Here is a 15,561-nt window from a genome sequence, read left to right as displayed (position 1 = left end):
TCGGACCCTATATAGGCACACCGGAGGGCGAAATCGATAGGCCAGCCTCATCCGGGGCGTTCGTGGCGCCCGGCCACCTCAGGGCAGGAATCGCTTACGGCCGGTCCAGCCGAACCCACAAGGAACCGCCGAGATTCTTGCGGTTTCGGTAGACGTAGTGCCAGGCCGACAGTCGGGTCGGGATGAAGAGCGCGGCGAGGGCGGCTTCCGCGAGCCGCCGCATCCGGCCGCGCGGCAAGCTCCTGACACGCGCGATGAAGCCGTCCGGATTGAGCTGCGCGCGCTGGATATGGCTGTAGGAGATGTCGTGCGCGAGGAATTCCCGCCAGCTCAACGGCTCGAGCTCGGCCGAGCGGACCACCAGGCCGTTGCGCCGGCAAATTGCGTCGAAGGCTTCTGGCGTCCATCGCCCGATGTGGTTGGGCGGCTGGTCCGGGACGGAGCGGTTGGCTTCCTGGTACTTGATCCGCGCGGAATTGGGCACGGCGCAAAATGCCGAGCCGCCGCTCCTCAGCAATGAACCGATGCGGCCGAACAATGCGTCCAGCCCGTCCAGATGTTCGACGACCTGAAACAGGAAGATGAAATCGAAGGCGTTGCGACCGGCATCCAGGGCTTCGTCTCTGAGATCAACCGAGAGCGCCCGAAATCCCTTTGCCTTGAGGATCGGAATCGATTTGTCGTTGTATTCGAGTACCGTGACGTCTTCAGGCCGAACGAGGCTCGGACAGATCTGGTCGAGGAAGTATCCATTCCCGGCGCCGACTTCCAGCGCCTTCGCGCCGCTCTTGTTCAGCTTACGGAGCTCGGCGGCAGTGCGCGTAAATTCCCACTTGGCTCTCGGATAGACCCCGTCGGAGCCGGTGTGATTGTAGAACTCGGCATTTCCGGCAACGTAGGGCCACGCGAAGCCGAAGCCGCAATCCGCGCAGCTCATGATCTGGCAGGTGTCGCCGCCCCACAGCGAGGTCACGCAGGCGTGGATGCGCTTGTGGCTTTCGGCATTCGCACGTTCCGGCGCGAAGAATTGCGCCGCTTCATGTGCGGATACCGTCCGCAGCGTCGACAGGGATCGCGACTTGCACGCCGGGCATTCGGGCTGATCGGAACTGCGCTTCGTGGGCTGAGTGTGCTGACCGGTCAATTCTTCCGGAGGCAAACGATCGATGGTCTCAATCATGTCAGGCTCCGCGCAGGAAATCAGTCTTTCCGGCCATTAAGGTCCGTTTCGATTACCGTTGCGCTGCCAAGGGCGGAAGCACATCCTTTTTCCGTAGTTAACATCCGGATTAGATTAACCAACCCCTGCCATATCGTCGTCGCTCCTAACGTTTTCCTGCTATTCCGTCCGCTATCATTGAACCCCTCAGCCGCAGCATTTCCTGTTCCGCTGGCTCGCAACCAAGCAATCGACGATGACCGCCGCCGTAAGACCCACAGATGTTAAGGCAGTCGCTTCCCGTTGGGTCGTGTCCAGCGTCGCCGTTCAATTCGTCAAATCATTGCTGCTGTTCGGCTCGCAGATCGCCCTTGCGCGCCTCTTGAGCCCCGCCGATTTCGGCGTCGTTGCGATGTGTGCGCCGGTCTTCGGCGTGTTCGCGCTGTCCAACGATCTCGGCCTTTCGCAAGCCGTCATCCAGCGTCCGTCGCTGACCGCCGACGACAGCAACAACGCGTTCTGGATCAATCTGGCAGTCGGCTGCGTCCTGGCGCTGACGTTGCTCGCGCTCTCTCCGGCGGTCGCCAGCTTCTACAACGATCACAGGGTGACCGGCGTGCTCGCGGCGCTCTCGCTGCTGATCATCGTCAATAGCCTGTCCTATCAGCAGATCGCCCTGATGCACCGGCGCATGGACCCGGTTCCCATCCTGTTGATCGACATCGCGCCGGTTCTCGCAAACGTCATTGCGTCCATTGCCGCCGCGCGGTTCGGCTTCGGCTATTGGTCGCTCGTGATCGGGCAGTTGGTGCACACCTTCACGGCCGGCGTGCTCGCCTGGACCCTGTCGCCGTTTCGTCCGGCGCGGCCGCGCGCGCTCGCCAGGACATTGCCGCTAATGAAGTTTGGCGCGCATCTCACGGGGCTCTCGCTGGCCTCGTTCGCGGCCACGAGTCTCAGCCCCCTAGTGGTCGGCCGCCTGTTCGGTGCGTGGGAGGTCGGCCTGTTCGACCGTGGCTTCAAGCTCGTGAGCATGTCGTTCGTCCAGTTCCTGACGCCGCTGACGCGGATTGCGGAAACGTCGTTGGCGCGGCTCGCCGCCGATGCCGACGAGTATCGTCAGGCCTTTCTTCAGTTCTCGGAAGCGCTCATCCTTTTCCTCACGCCCGGCCTCATCTGCCTGGCCTTCATGTCCGATGACGCAGTCCTGGTCCTGTACGGACGGGAGTGGACCGCCACGTCGCCGATCGTGAGCTGGTTCGCAGCGGCAAGCCTGCTTGCGCCTGCGGGAGCGGCGGCGTCGTGGCTGTTCGTGAGCCAGGGCCGCACCCGACAGATGCTTCAATGCGGCCTCGTCGGGCAGGGCCTGACGGTGCTGGCGCTGGCGCTCGGCTTGCCTTGGGGCGTGGTGGGGGTCGCGGTGTCGGCTGCGATCTTCTCGATTCCGATCCAGGGCGTGATGATCTGGGGCGCAACGCGCGACGGACCGGTTTCATTGGCGCAGTTTATCAACATGCTGCTGCCGATCGCCGTATCCGTCATGGTTGCCGCGGCGCTCGTCTATGGCGCCTCGCTCGAGCTTCACCGCCTCGCGCTCCATCCGGTGCTCGCGCTGACAATCGGATTGCTGACGGCTTATGTGGGGACCGGCCTCGCCCTGTGTGCGACGGCGCCGGGCCGCAGGATTATTGGGAACGCGTGGCGGGCGGCGCAGATTGTGAGAGAAGGCAGGGCAGCGGCGTAACAGTCACGCCGCTTATCCGGGTCGCGATCTAGTTCGCGATCTCCGGTCCGCGCCATTCCAGCGCCAGATCGTCCTGGGTCAGGGTGTCACGCGGCGTCGCGACAACAGCGAGATCGGTCGTATCAGCCCCGATCGAGCCGGTGTGGTCGGGCGCCTTCTTGTCGTTGGTGATCTGCTCTTTTTTGTCGTTGATGATCTGGTAGAGCTTGCGTGCACCGTCCTGGGCTCGCTGACCGATGATGGTTGCGGCCTGTCCGCCGACTTCGCAGGCCGTCGGCTGGCGCTTGCAGAACTGGCTCATGTTCGAGACGGCAGCGGTCGCAGCCTGCACGGCATCGGCTGCGCCGATCTGCGGCAGCTTTTCCGATTCGGGCGTCTTGTCCCGCGGCAGGAGCACCAGCACCAGCCCGAGCCAGAATGTGATGCGGAACAGAAAGCGCATCTTGCGACCTGTAGGTTAGATCCTGCCGCGGTGAACCCCGCGGGCATTCGACCTAGCAGTCCTCGATAAATCGCAAGTAATTGCTTTGTGCTTAACTTGACGAAAATTTGCGCCCGATTTTGTCGAATCGCCCGGCTCGTAAATTTTCGATTGACGCCGGATCGGTCGCCTGCCGCACCCGCATCCACCAATTCGAAACCATGAGTTTTGGCTGGTGGAAACCCCGTGTTCACCATCCGCGCGAATGAGGCGGTCAAATCGCCCCAAAACGTCCGCGATCACAGGGTGTTTTGCCGCGGGCCACGGCGCCTTAGCGTTCGTTTAATTCCGCTCTGACACGTTGGCTCAACGACAAGGAGGCGTTCCGGCGCGTCTTTCCGACGAATGAGCCGAAGCGCGAGACCCGTGACAGTTTTGAGTATCATCCGCGATTGTCTCGATGCGCTGCTGCATCCGTCCGCTCGTTACGATGCGTTGACGCGGGCACGCCATCGCGCATTCATGGCGCCGCGGCTTCTCGGCAGTCTGGCGGCCTTTGCCGCATTCCCGATTTATCTCGCCATGCGCGGCGCACCGAGCGCGATCGAAGTGGCGGCCTTCGGCTGGCTGATCGCGCCGATCCTGTTGTCATGGTTCCTGTCGCGCACGGGCCATTATGAGGGCGCCCATGTGCTGTCCTCGCTGGCGCTCGCCGGCCTCATCATGGCCATGGCGGTCACGACCGGCGGCATCGAATCCTTCGCGGCGATCTGGCTCGTCGTGGTGCCGCTGGAAGCCGCGCTGTCGGCCTCGCGCCGGGTCGCGGCGTTTGCGTCCCTGCTTGCCTTGTCCTGCGTCGCGGTTCTGATCGCGCTGACGCAGTTCGATCTGCTGCCGCCGGATCAGGCGAGTACCGCCCAGCGCGGCCTGTTCATGGCTTTTGGCGTCGCGTCCGCAACGCTCTATGCGGCCGGGCTCGCCTTCGGCGCGGAGTCGCTGACGCGCACCAGCGTCTCGCTGTTGTCGCGCGAGGAAGAGCGCTATCGCCTTCTGGCACGCAACATGAGCGACGTGATCTCGCGGCACCAGCGCAATGGCGCCGTGCAGTTCATCTCGCCGGCGGCCGAGCCCATGCTGGGTTCGCCGGTTGCGCAATTGCTCGGGCACGGCCTGTTCGACCGCGTCCATGTCGCCGATCGTCCGGCCTATCTCACGGCGCTGTCCGATGCTGCGCGCGGCGCGGTGCGCAGTGTCGAGTTCCGCCTGCGCCGCGAGGGCGGCGAGGGCGAGCGCGGCCGCGTCGATTTCATCTGGGTGGAGCTGCGTTGCCGTCCGCTGGAGCAGGACACGCGCAAGGACGTTGACCGCGAGCCCGAGGTCGTCGCCGTGATGCGCGACGTCACCGACCGCAAGATGCAGGAGAAGGCGCTCGACCAGGCGCGCAGCGCCGCGGAAGCCGCCGATGCCGCCAAGACGCGCTTCCTTGCGACCATGAGCCACGAGCTGCGCACGCCGCTCAACGCCATCATCGGTTTCTCCGAGATGATTGCGCAGGAACAGAGCTTGATGCTGGACGCCGCGCGCCGCAAGGAGTATGCGCAGCTCATCAACGATTCCGGCCAGCACCTGCTGTCGGTCGTCAACGGCATCCTCGACATGTCCAAGATTGAGTCCGGCAATTTCGAGATCGCGCCGGAGCCCTTTGCGCCGCGCGCAGCGCTCGTGCATTGCTGCAATCTGCTGGCGCTGAAGGCACGGGAGAACGGCATCGACCTCGTCACCGACGCGCCGCAGGACCTGCCCGGCGTGACCGGCGACCCGCGCGCCTTCAAGCAGATCCTGCTCAACCTCGTCTCCAACGCCATCAAATTCACCGAGCGCGGCGGCAGAGTCACGGTCGCGGCGTCGGTTGCGGGATCGCAGCTCCTGCTGCGCATCAGCGACACCGGTGTCGGCATCGCGCCCGATGATCTGAAACGCATCGGCGCGCCGTTCTTCCAGGCCGGCAAGACCTATCAGCGCCGCCACGAAGGGACCGGCCTCGGGCTCTCGATCGTGAAGAGCCTGGTTGCGCTCCATGGCGGTGACGTGACAGTGCAAAGCAGGGTCGGCGAGGGGACGGTGGTCACCGTGCGCCTGCCGCTCGTCTGCGCGCCGCCGGTGGCCAAACCGTGTGAAGGCAAGCCATCCGAGAGCAAAATCGCGACGCTCACGCCGGCGACGCGTCACGAAATTTTGGAACAACCCGCTCTGGTGAAGAAAAGTGCCTAGAAAGTCTGCAAAGGACGAAGACACGCCGCGCCGCCGTGGTGCGAAGGCGGCGGCCGTCGATATCGAGATCGAACGCAATATCGCGATGCGCATCCTGCTGCACAGTCCAAAGGATACGCTGGCGGGCCTCGTTGCCTGTGCTGCGATCAGCGCCATCGTCGCGAACGCGCTGTTCCTGCAAACCGGCCGCCACCCGGCGCCGATGTTCGGCACCGTGGTCAACTTGCCTGCGCCGCCCTCGATGAATTTGTCGAATCCGCTGCCACGCCCGCGGCCGCTGGCCGCCGATTCGCTTCCGCTCGAACCGAAACCGATGGAGTTCCGCGTTCCCGAGGCGCGGCCCGCCGAGCCCAAGCCTGTTGAACAAAGGGCCGTGGAAAGAGCACCGGAAAAGCCTGAAGCGACGGCATCGACCTCGCGCTCGGCCGATCCCATGACCAATCTGGTCAAGGCCACGACGTCTGCGCCGTCATCGTCGTCCGTTGCGGTCGCGCGTCCGCCGGCGTCGATCCCGGTTCAGCAAAACGCCGCCGCGCGTCGCGTCGCGGCCGTGCAGCGCGCGCTCTCCGAATACGGCTATGGCCAGTTGAAGGTGACGGGCGCGATCGGCGGCGAGACCCAGGCCGCGATCCAGAAGTTCGAGCGCGAGCACAAGATGCCCGTCACCGGGCAAGTGTCGGACCGCCTGCTGCGCGAACTGGCGGCCGCGATCGGACATCCCGTCGAATAGAGCGTTTTCGAGCGAAGTGGCTAGTCGCTGTTGCCGCACGGACACTGGTGCTGATGCGGCGGCTGGCCTATCGTCAAACTCATGCGATTGAAATCAAGCATTTGGGTAGCGGCCTATCTGCGCCGGTGCCAGGGAGAAGGCGTGTTCGGCGCGGTGCGCCGGCGCGGCGCCGAGGAAGCCGGCGCAGTGTTCGTCAAGGTGTCGCTGCTCGACGGCAATGCGATGCTCTACGCGCCGGCGCCGCAGACCGTCTATGAGGATGGGCGGCCGGTCGATCGCTTCTTCGTGCCGGTCGCGCCGCAGCCTTTGCCGGAGCACACGGTGGAGGAGCGGCTGACCAAGGAAATCCGCTTCGACCCCGACGCCTGGATCGTCGAGACAGAAGATCGCGCCGGCCGTCACTTCCTGGAATTGGCGCGCGCGTAAACCTAGCTGTCGGAGCCGCCGGTTCCTGTACGGATGGCCGGGCTCGAGCCTGGCTGCACCGCCGGCCGCGACGGGCTGGAGGCGGCGCGCGCGCGCTGCCGTTCACCGTCGTACAGCGAGGACTGGTATTTGGCGCGCGTGATGGCGAGCGTCGAGCCGCGCCAGGCGGCGAGCATCACCAGCGCAGACCGTTCGCTCAGGCGATCGTAGAGCCGCGACAGCCGGTAGACGGTGTTCACGGAGCTGCCGATCTCCGGCTTGAAGAATAGCAAGATGCGCTGGAAGGATGGGCTCGGCATGTCGAGAGCGCGCGCGGCGACCGCAAGCGCCTCGCCGCCGGCATCGTCGACGATCTGTGCAGCGACGCGTGCCGGCAGGATCAGGCTTTCGCCGAGCTCCAGCGCAAAACTCTCGGAGTCTTCCGCGAAGGCCGCCATTTCCAGGGTCTGAATCGCGCGCTGGGCACGCATCGTCGGGATACGCGGTGCGGCCTTCAGCGGCGTCTGCGCGAGGTTGTGCAGGATCAGCGCGCGTTCGGATGCCGTCGCGCGGAAGAACATGTCGTGGATTTCGGCGGCATCCTTCGGCTGCATCGACATGTTCGAAGCCATCCGCAACTCGGCCTCGGTCGGCGAGCGCGCCGGCGCTGGCGCCTGGGCGGGAGCCGGGATCTCGCGGGCCAGCGGAATGCGCCGTCCCTCATGTGCTGGCAGGAGCCCGAGCTTCTGCATGATGGGTGCGGGAGTTGCGGGATAGATCGCCAGCCGTGCCTTGACCGCGGCGCGCGTCGCGTCGTCGACCTGGTCGATCAGGCGGGAGGCGAGCTCGACGAATTGCCGCTCCTCGTCGCCGCTGTGGCTCTTGGCCTGGACGTAAAGGTCCGTCAGCACGCGCAGCAATGTCGGGCGGATATCGACGCCTTCGCGACGGGAGAGGGTCATCAACCCGTCGAATCCTGGAAACAGCGGCTTGGAGGTCATGAGGCGTACGCAACTCGAGAAGGATCGTCGCCGCGACCATATCGCGGGTTGTTTTAAAGCCTCGTTAAGGAAAATGAGACGTGAAACTAACCCCTCAAATTGCAGCCTTTTCGTGCCGCGACGGGACGCGGCCCTGACCCGTGCAGTTACGGCCCGGCCGGCACGTTTACATCCCGTTAACCATGAGCTGATCTTAATGAGTCCATGTTGTGAGGGCCGGCACCGGTCGCGCGGCAATTGAAGAGAGCTGACATGGGGACCATCATTGAATTTCCGGCCGGTCGCCGGTCGGGCTCGTCGGGGGATGCCGTTCCATCAGCGGAAATGGGGACGGTCCTGATCCTTCCCGTGATCCGTATCGAGCGCGAAGCGGACGAGACCAGCGGCGGGTGCGGCCCGGAACAGGGCACAGCGCCAGGGCGCCGTCGTCGCCGGCGCTAGAAACCGGCGCATTCGAAATGCCGGACACATTCCGCCAGATCCGGTGTTGCTCATCGGCCCTGCTGCTCGCACTGATCGGCGCGGCGCTGGGCGCTTGCAGCGGCGGCGATTTCGGCCGTACCCGCGCGGACATGCGCAGTGACGACATGCACCGCTGGTTAGGGGCCGAGGTGACCTCGAGCGTCGGCGTCAAGTCATCGCAATTCCAGCTCACCGACGAAGAGCGCCAGCTTCGCGATCTCGCCTATCCCCTGATCGAGCCGCCGCGGTCACGCCCGGCCTGGCGAAGTGTGTTCGGCGACTACAAGGCGATGCCGTCGCCGTGGCGGCAGAACGTCGTGTTCGACCGCACCACCTATGGCCGCACGCTGATCGACGAGCCGCATCGTTCGTTTTCCTCGCGCTATGCGCAGCTCATCGAAGACGTGCGCGACGATATCACCCGCTTCGAGCCGTTCTTTGCCAGCGCCGTCCGCGTCATCGAGCTCGACCGCAAGCGTGAGGCCAGCATGAAGATGGTCTCGGAACTGTCGCCGCGCGAGAAGGCGGATGCGATCGCGCGGATGCAGGAGAACTCGCTGATCGTGCAGTGGGTGCAGCAGTGCCTGGAGCGGCGCGTCTCGTCCTACCGCTGGGCGCTCGAGCGCCTGGTGATCCAGGCGCCCGACAGCATGGCCGCCGACGCCGACCGCCTGATCGGCGAACTCGCCGCCCAGACCGCCAACCCACCGGTCGCTTCGCCCTATGGGCGGGCTGTTGCGGTGCGCGGCTAGTTGCGCTTTTTCGATGGCTTACCCGGCTTCCGCTGCGGTTGACCGCGACTCGGCGCCGTCCGCTTCGCCGCAACACGCTGGGCTGCCGCCATCGCCGCCCGAGCCCATGCGAGAAGCTCATCGGGTTCGTCGAACAAACGTTCCGGAGCGCGCCAGAAGGCAAGATCGATGGCTTCGCCCTTCTTCTCGTAGTTGAGAGGCGGAAAGGCTTCGGCTTCCTTGAAAGTCGCCCGGTTATGGTCATCCACCCGGAAGTACAGCGTATTGTCCCTCACCATTCCGAGCATGAAGCCGTCGCAGAAGACGCCCGTCTTGCCGAACATCCGCCGCATCGTGATGCTGCCGAGAGGCGCGAGCTGCTCGCGCAGAAACTCCGCAAAGCTGTCGCTGGCAACCATTCTCGATCCACTCCAAGACTAGACGGCCGACTGACGCGCTCTAGAGGTTTCCTCTCGACATCAATCCCGGATAAAATCCCGGATCATCGCCATGGCGCGATCGGGCGCGTCGGGGACGACGGCGTGTCCGCAATCGGCAAACCGTTCGAACTGGACGAGATGGGCCGGGAGTGCTGCTGCGATGTCGGCCTGGCTCTCGATCGGATGCATCGGATCGTCTTCCCCTCCAAGCACCAGGGTCGGACACTGGATCCGGTGCAGCTCGCCGAACATGTCGAACGAGCTGCTCTCACCGCCCGGTCGCGTGAACCAGTGCAGAACGTCGCGCCGATCGATCACGCGTCGTGCGACGTCGGGATCGCGCGGAGAGCGCGTGTAGAGTGGAAGGGCCAGCCGTCGCCAGGCGTCGATGGAGGCCTGATCGAGATGGCCATCGGTTTCGAGGAACCGCCGGCGTGCGAGGGCTCCGACCTCAGGGCCGCCAAACTTCTCGAACAGCGCGACGCGCCGCTCACGATGTGTGCCGCCTGCGGCCTCCGTGCTGATCAGCACCAGCTTTGACGGATGAGCCGGATGGCGCGTGGCATAGGCGAGCGCGACCATGCCGCCGAACGAGGCACCCAGCACGATTGGTTTTGCAATGCCGAGGGCGTCGCAAAAGGCGCGGACGTCGTCGCCCCACTGCGCCAGGGTCCAGTTTTCGCGCGGGCCGTCCTCGCTTCGGCCGTTGCCGCGATGATCGAGATAGATGATCTGGGCGTCCTCGGCCAGGGCCGAATAGGCAGGCTTGTAGATCGCGTGGTCAGAGCCCGGCCCGCCGTGAAGGAGGATCAAGGTCGGCTTTTCCCTCATCGCCGGACCATTGGGGACGAGCTTTGCTCCCTCGACGTCGAAGAAGAGGCGGACGCCGTTCACGAGTACATGCATTGCCGAGGTCCCTCAGAAACACCCGCGCGGAATCGCGCGGCCCAAATTGCCCGCTGGCAAAACTCAAAGTGAGCATAACAGGGCTGCTGTGACGCCGTCTGCTACTTTGCATGGGGTTGTTTTCCGGATTTTTGATCAGGCGCCGCGGTCGCGCTGCTTCGGTAACGGATCAACGCCGGCCGCTCGCCCTGGCCGGGGGGCTCGGTCTGGCCTCTTGAGGCCATTAACCGCAATGACCGGAAGGCTGATGGAACCGGTGTCTCGATAGTGGTCGGACTGTCGAATGTCCTTGTCGCCCAATTGCGCCTGTCGATAGTATCGCTGCGTTTCGCGTGCTGTTCATTTTTTTATGAAGGTGTTTCACCATGCGCACGGACACCGCCGCCATATTCGAAAGTCATTGCAATCCGTTCTCGCTGCGGGGCGCCAAAAGGCTGATTGCGGTCGCTTTGCTCCTGGGGTCGGCGGGTCCGGCAGGTGCGCTCACCATGGAGGCCGCGCGCGAGAATTGCCGGATGACGGTCGGCAGGCCGATCGTGCAGGCCTGCATGCAGGCGGCCGGCGGTCGCAAGGCCGGCGCCGACATCGAAGCCTGTCGCGCCAAGGCTACACCGCAGGTCAGGGCCTGCGTGATGGCTGCTCTCAATGCCGCGAACGGACGGGCCAACGTTGCCGTTGAAGTTCCGAAGGAGGCCGCGCCCAAACTTGACCCAGGCACGGCGCTGCCAAAAGGCTTCATCGCGCCGCCGCGCACCATCGCCGACATCACGGCAATCCTCGACAGCGAAAAGCCGGACGTGAAGCTGATCGCGGAGTTGAAGTCGGATGCCGACTCGGTGCCCACGGGAAAGGAGTCGCGCGGGGACCTGGCGCAGTTCTATTTCGACCGCGCCAACGCGCGGTCTCAACTCGGCCGGCTCGCCGAATCCATCGCCGATGCCAGCAAGGCCGTCGAGGTCGGTCGCGGTGCCGTCAGCGCCCATATGATGGGGCGGCTGTTGCAATTGCTGTCGCTGCAATATGCCGCGGCCGGCGACCCCAAGCGCGCGCTTGAGGTCATGCAAAGGCTGTTGCGGGAGACGTCCAACGCGCCGGGAGCCAAGGGGTACCAAATCAGTGCAAACCGGGCGGTGGCCTCCATCCTCATTATGATGGGCGACGTGGCGCAGGCCGAAGCCTATCTCCGCAGGACTATGGCTGCGATCCAGGAAGCCCGCACCAGCGGTCTCCCGAATTGGCGCAATGCATACGCAAAGTTGGGGCAGAACTGGGAATCGGAGCTCGAAGGCACCCGCGCCATCATCTTCGAGGCACGAGGTCAGTTCAGCGAGGCAGAAGCGGCCTATCGCATTGCCGAGCAGCGCAAGCGCGCCGGCTTGAAAGGTGTCATGGAGTGGGAGAATCCTCCCGCCGAAACCATTATGCTCCAGGCGATCGATGGCGCCGTGCTGAGCCAGGCACGGATGAAGGCGCGGCAGGGTCGGCTCGCCGAAGCCGAGGTCGATGCCCGCCGTGCCTTGCTGTCGCGCTTGAAGGACACCGGCAAATACAACCCCGTCACGCCGCGCTATGTGATGGGGCTCGCGGGCATCCTGGTCGAGGAGGGCCGCTACGAAGAGGCCGAGCAGTTGGGCCGCGTCGCCCTGGAGATCAACAAGACCGTCGGGGTGCCGGACGACTCGCAATCGACGGTGCAATTGCTGTCGCAGCTGGCCGGGATTCTGAACCTCGAGAAGAAGAACGCGGAAGCGAATGACCTCTTTGCGAGGATCGACAAGTCGGTCGCCAGCTGGGAACCCCAGAGACGCCAGGTCTTCGAGCTCAATCCGTCGCGCATCATGTCGCTCTACGCCGCCGGGCAGCTCGATGCCGGTATCGCAGCCGCCGAGCAATTGGTGAAGAAGCAGGTCGGGCGGGTCGGCGAGAATCATTTTGACGCGGCTTCGGCGCGGGGAACGCTGGCAATTGGCCTGATGCGGGCCCGTCGCGATGCCGAGGCAATTCGCGAGTTCAAGGCCGCCATCCCGATCATGATGGCCTCGGGGCGCGATAACGCCGATGACGAGAACACCACGGTGGTGGCGGCGCGCAGCCAGCGGCTCCAGTCCATCGTCGAGAGCTACTTTGTGTTGCTTGCGCGCGCCGAGGGTACGTCGGGTGAGGTCGGCGAGGAGACTTTTGGCCTGGCAGACGCCATCCGCGGCCAATCGGTCCAGAAAGCCCTTGCCGCCTCGAGCGCACGCGCTGCGGCAAAGGACCCGGCGCTGGCCGAACTGGTTCGCAAGGAGCAGGACCTCACCAAGCAGGTGAATGCCCAGCTCGGTACGCTGAACAACGTGCTCGCGATTCCTTCGGCCGAGCGCGACGAAAAGGGCGTTCAGCAGATCCAGGCGTCGATCTCCGTCCTGCGCGCAGATCGCGACAAGGCGCGTCAGGAGATCAAGCAGAAATTCCCCGTCTATTCCGACCTCGTGTCGCCGAGACCGCCGAGCGTTGCTGAAATCCGCGCAACGCTAAGCGGTGACGAAGCCATGTTGTCGTTCTACTTCGGCCAGAACGGCAGCTTCGTCTGGGCGGTGCCGAAATCAGGGCCCGTCGCCTTTGCTGCCGTCAAGGCAAAAAGCGGGGACATCGAGTCCAAGATCCGCAAGCTGCGTGAGGCGCTCGAGCCGCAAGCGGCGATGATCTCCGACATTCCGCCGTTCGATCTCAAGCTCGGCTACGAGCTGTACGAGTTGCTGCTGAAGCCCGTGGAAGGTGGCTGGAAGCCGGCCAAGAACCTGATCGTCGTCACCAACGGGGCGCTCGGACTGTTGCCCTTGTCGCTGTTGCCGACGGCGCCGGCCGAGGTCGCCCAGGACGACGATCCCCTGTTCGTCGGCTATCGCAAGGTGCCGTGGCTTGCGCGGACGCATGCGGTGACGACGGTGCCGTCGGCGGCGGCGCTACGCACGCTGCGGCAGTTGCCGCCGGGCAAGCCCGGTCGCGGTGAACTGGTGGCGTTCGGCGATCCCTACTTCAACAGGGATCAGCAGACCGAAGCGCAAAACGAAGAAGCCAAGGTTCAGGAAGCCAAGGTTCAGGAAACCAAGGTTCAGGTCGCCGACGCGAGCAACGTGATGCGCGGCATGCCGTTGAAGCGGCGCAACAGTCCAAAGCTCGATGGCGTGGACAGCGCCGAGCTCGGGCTTCTGCCGCGGCTTCCCGACACTGCGGACGAGCTCAAATCGATTGCCGTCGCCTTGCAGGCGGATCCGTCCAAAGTGCTGTTCCTCGGCAAGAACGCAACGGAGGGCGCGGTCAAGACGATGAACCTGTCCGGGTTCAAGATTTTGGCCTTCGCCACCCACGGGCTCGTGCCGGGAGAGCTCAACGGCCTCACCCAACCGGCGCTCGCACTGTCCTCGCCGACCGTGACCGGTGAGCAGGGGGATGGACTTCTGACCATGGAAGAGATCCTGGGCCTCAAGCTCGACGCCGACTGGGTCATCCTGTCGGCGTGCAACACCGGCGCAGGTGCCGGAGCCGGCGCTGAAGCCGCATCCGGGCTTGGCCGTGCCTTTTTCTACGCTGGCACGCGGGCATTGCTGGTCACGAACTGGTCTGTGCACTCGCAATCCGCGCGGCAATTGGTCACGGACCTATTCAAGCGCCAGGCTGATGATTCTAAGCTGGGACGAAGCGAGGCACTGCGTCAGGCGATGATGGCGCTGGTCGATGGGCCCGGCTATCTCAACGGCGAAGGCAAGACCGAATTTACTTATGCGCATCCGCTGTTTTGGGCGCCATACACGATCATCGGCGATGGTGGCCTCCGCTAGTTCTGGACCTTGGAAGCAAGCATTGAGTGGAAATATGATTGGAAAGATTTTCATTGGTGCCGTTGCGGCAAGCTGCTTGGTCTCGGGGAGCTTGTTGATCTCCGGAGCGGTGCAGGCGGCACCGTTGATCACGGAGGAGGAGGCCAAGCTGCCGCCGCCGAAGGGCGCGATCGCTGCCGAGCGGCGCGGCATCCTGCGTGGGCCCAAAGTGGAGGTACTCTCGCCGAGCAACACTGTGAGCTCGCCGATGAAGCTGCAACTGAAGTTCGAATCCTTCGGCGGCGCGAAGGTCGATCCTGAATCGGTCAAGGTGATCTTCCTGCGCACCCCGAACGTCGATCTGACCTCGCGGGTCAAGCCGTTCATTCAGGCCGACGGCATCAACATGCAGGACGCCGAGCTGCCGCCCGGCGAATACATGGTGCGCGTGGACATCAAGGACAGCGACGGCCGCCCCGGCACGGCGAGCTTCACCTTGAAGGTCGCCCCGAAGTGAAGCAATGAAGTGTCCGTATTGCCAGGCCGAGAATGCCGAGGGCGCGATGGTATGCTCTGCATGCTCGCGCGATATTGGAATTCCGGCGACGCTGATTGCCGAGCGTGACGATCTCTTGCGCAAGCGGGAATTGTTGATCGAGGAACTGCGCCAGGCACGCGGCGAGATCGAGAAGATCGGGCTCCGCAGGAAGCTGCGCTAGCGATGGAATGTCCGTTCTGCGCCGAAACGATCAAGGACGAGGCCATCGTGTGCAAGCACTGCTCGCGCGATCTGCGCGTGGTGCGGCCGATGCTTCTGGAAATCGACGGCATTGTTGCCGAGCTCGACAAGCTGCAGCGCGACCTGGACCGCGTCAATGTCCGGCTCGAGCGATACAACAACCCGCTGCGATACTTTGCGACCCATGCGGTGCTCTACGTCGTCATTCCGGCATTGCTGCTGGTGACCGCACATATCCTGGTTACCATCACTTTCAACCTCTCTCCGATTCCGCTCCGGATCGCGTCGATCGTCATTCCGCTGTTGTTCGGCTTCGTGGCCTATCCCCTGCACAGGGTGCAGACGATCGCCGCGCTGGTGCTGGCATTCTGCGCCGCGGTTCTCAGTGTCCTGTCGATGCTGACCGTGACCGGCATTCACGATCGCGTCCCGATCCTGCCGGAGGTGTGGATCGAATGGCGCGAGGTGATGGAATACGGGGCAAGCATCGTGCTCGCCTTCGTGTCCGGCAATATCCTGGGCGTGCTGGTCTTCCAGACTCTGCCGCGCGTGCTTGCGCAGGGCGGCAAGCCGAACGCGTTCGCCTTCCGCGTGGCGCGCCTGCTCGGACAGCATGTCGGTGAGGAGCAGTTGCGCCGTCGCGCCCGGCTGATCCAGGACCTCATGCAGACCGTCGGTCCGCTGGCGGGCGTGGCTGCGACCGCGGTCGGCTCGATCTATGCCGGTCTCAAAGGTTTGCTCGGATAGACACA

General features: G+C 64.3%; 15 protein-coding genes. 10 read left to right on the top strand and 5 right to left on the bottom strand.

Annotated elements, in window-relative coordinates; all coding sequences use genetic code 11:
• Nucleotides 1–94: 94 nt before the first annotated feature.
• Nucleotides 95–1,180: a class I SAM-dependent methyltransferase gene (locus KUF59_RS29185; RefSeq protein ID WP_212455645.1), complete on the bottom strand. Its 1,086-nt coding sequence runs from the start codon at nucleotides 1,178–1,180 to the stop codon at nucleotides 95–97.
• 289 nt (nucleotides 1,181–1,469) lie between these two features.
• Between KUF59_RS29185 and KUF59_RS29180 the strand changes: the two genes are divergently transcribed.
• On the top strand, nucleotides 1,470–2,903 hold the full coding sequence (locus tag KUF59_RS29180) for a lipopolysaccharide biosynthesis protein (protein ID WP_212455644.1): 1,434 nt from the start codon (nucleotides 1,470–1,472) through the stop codon (nucleotides 2,901–2,903).
• Between the two features lie 28 nt (nucleotides 2,904–2,931).
• Here KUF59_RS29180 and KUF59_RS29175 read toward each other — a convergent pair whose 3' ends face one another.
• Nucleotides 2,932–3,345 carry a DUF5330 domain-containing protein gene (locus tag KUF59_RS29175; protein ID WP_258767273.1) on the bottom strand — a complete coding sequence of 138 codons (414 nt, stop codon included), beginning with the start codon at nucleotides 3,343–3,345 and terminating at the stop codon, nucleotides 2,932–2,934.
• A 384-nt stretch (nucleotides 3,346–3,729) separates the two neighbouring features.
• On the opposite strand from KUF59_RS29175, the gene KUF59_RS29170 reads away from it, so the two are divergent.
• From KUF59_RS29170 to KUF59_RS29160, 3 genes are all read left to right on the top strand, one after another.
• Entirely contained in the window at nucleotides 3,730–5,595 is a 1,866-nt protein-coding gene (locus KUF59_RS29170) for a sensor histidine kinase (RefSeq protein WP_212455642.1), read from the top strand.
• Entirely contained in the window at nucleotides 5,588–6,325 is a 738-nt protein-coding gene (locus tag KUF59_RS29165) for a peptidoglycan-binding domain-containing protein (RefSeq protein WP_212455641.1), read from the top strand. Before KUF59_RS29170 ends, KUF59_RS29165 begins: the two co-directional genes overlap by 8 nt.
• 81 nt (nucleotides 6,326–6,406) lie before the next feature.
• On the top strand, nucleotides 6,407–6,751 hold the full coding sequence (locus KUF59_RS29160) for a DUF1491 family protein (RefSeq protein ID WP_212455640.1): 345 nt from the start codon (nucleotides 6,407–6,409) through the stop codon (nucleotides 6,749–6,751).
• 2 nt (nucleotides 6,752–6,753) lie between these two features.
• Here the strand turns inward: KUF59_RS29160 and KUF59_RS29155 are convergent, their stop codons facing one another.
• Nucleotides 6,754–7,692, bottom strand: a complete 939-nt coding sequence (locus KUF59_RS29155; protein WP_249139985.1) for a DUF2336 domain-containing protein — start codon at nucleotides 7,690–7,692, stop codon at nucleotides 6,754–6,756.
• Between the two features lie 291 nt (nucleotides 7,693–7,983).
• Here KUF59_RS29155 and KUF59_RS29150 point away from each other — a divergent pair, with 291 nt between their 5' ends.
• Both KUF59_RS29150 and KUF59_RS29145 read left to right on the top strand, forming a co-directional pair.
• A complete protein-coding gene (locus tag KUF59_RS29150) occupies nucleotides 7,984–8,172 on the top strand; it encodes a hypothetical protein (RefSeq protein WP_249139984.1) in 189 nt (62 codons plus the stop codon).
• A gap of 17 nt (nucleotides 8,173–8,189) precedes the next feature.
• Complete coding sequence (locus tag KUF59_RS29145) at nucleotides 8,190–8,945, top strand: hypothetical protein (protein WP_212455638.1); 756 nt, start codon at nucleotides 8,190–8,192, stop codon at nucleotides 8,943–8,945.
• Here KUF59_RS29145 and KUF59_RS29140 read toward each other — a convergent pair.
• Nucleotides 8,942–9,343 (bottom strand): TfoX/Sxy family protein, encoded by a 402-nt coding sequence (locus KUF59_RS29140; protein WP_212455637.1) that lies wholly within the window; start codon nucleotides 9,341–9,343, stop codon nucleotides 8,942–8,944. The genes KUF59_RS29145 and KUF59_RS29140 overlap by 4 nt on opposite strands.
• A gap of 60 nt (nucleotides 9,344–9,403) precedes the next feature.
• On the bottom strand, nucleotides 9,404–10,270 hold the full coding sequence (locus KUF59_RS29135) for an alpha/beta fold hydrolase (RefSeq protein ID WP_212455636.1): 867 nt from the start codon (nucleotides 10,268–10,270) through the stop codon (nucleotides 9,404–9,406).
• Nucleotides 10,271–10,635: 365 nt separating this feature from the next.
• Here KUF59_RS29135 and KUF59_RS29130 point away from each other — a divergent pair, with 365 nt between their 5' ends.
• The 4 genes from KUF59_RS29130 (at nucleotide 10,636) to KUF59_RS29115 (ending at nucleotide 15,556) form a co-directional block, all read left to right on the top strand.
• Entirely contained in the window at nucleotides 10,636–14,091 is a 3,456-nt protein-coding gene (locus KUF59_RS29130) for a CHAT domain-containing protein (protein WP_212455635.1), read from the top strand.
• A 94-nt stretch (nucleotides 14,092–14,185) separates the two neighbouring features.
• Complete coding sequence (locus KUF59_RS29125) at nucleotides 14,186–14,587, top strand: hypothetical protein (RefSeq protein WP_249139983.1); 402 nt, start codon at nucleotides 14,186–14,188, stop codon at nucleotides 14,585–14,587.
• Nucleotides 14,588–14,591: 4 nt separating this feature from the next.
• A complete protein-coding gene (locus tag KUF59_RS29120) occupies nucleotides 14,592–14,789 on the top strand; it encodes a zinc-ribbon domain-containing protein (RefSeq protein WP_212455633.1) in 198 nt (65 codons plus the stop codon).
• Nucleotides 14,790–14,791: 2 nt separating this feature from the next.
• Nucleotides 14,792–15,556, top strand: coding sequence for a hypothetical protein (locus KUF59_RS29115; protein WP_212455632.1), 765 nt, complete (start codon nucleotides 14,792–14,794; stop codon nucleotides 15,554–15,556).
• Nucleotides 15,557–15,561: the final 5 nt, after the last annotated feature.

The organism is Bradyrhizobium arachidis (assembly GCF_024758505.1).
In the GTDB taxonomy this organism is placed as follows: domain Bacteria; phylum Pseudomonadota; class Alphaproteobacteria; order Rhizobiales; family Xanthobacteraceae; genus Bradyrhizobium; species Bradyrhizobium manausense_C.
Note: the sequence above shows the minus strand (reverse complement) of the source record. Positions and strands in the feature narration are given on the sequence as shown.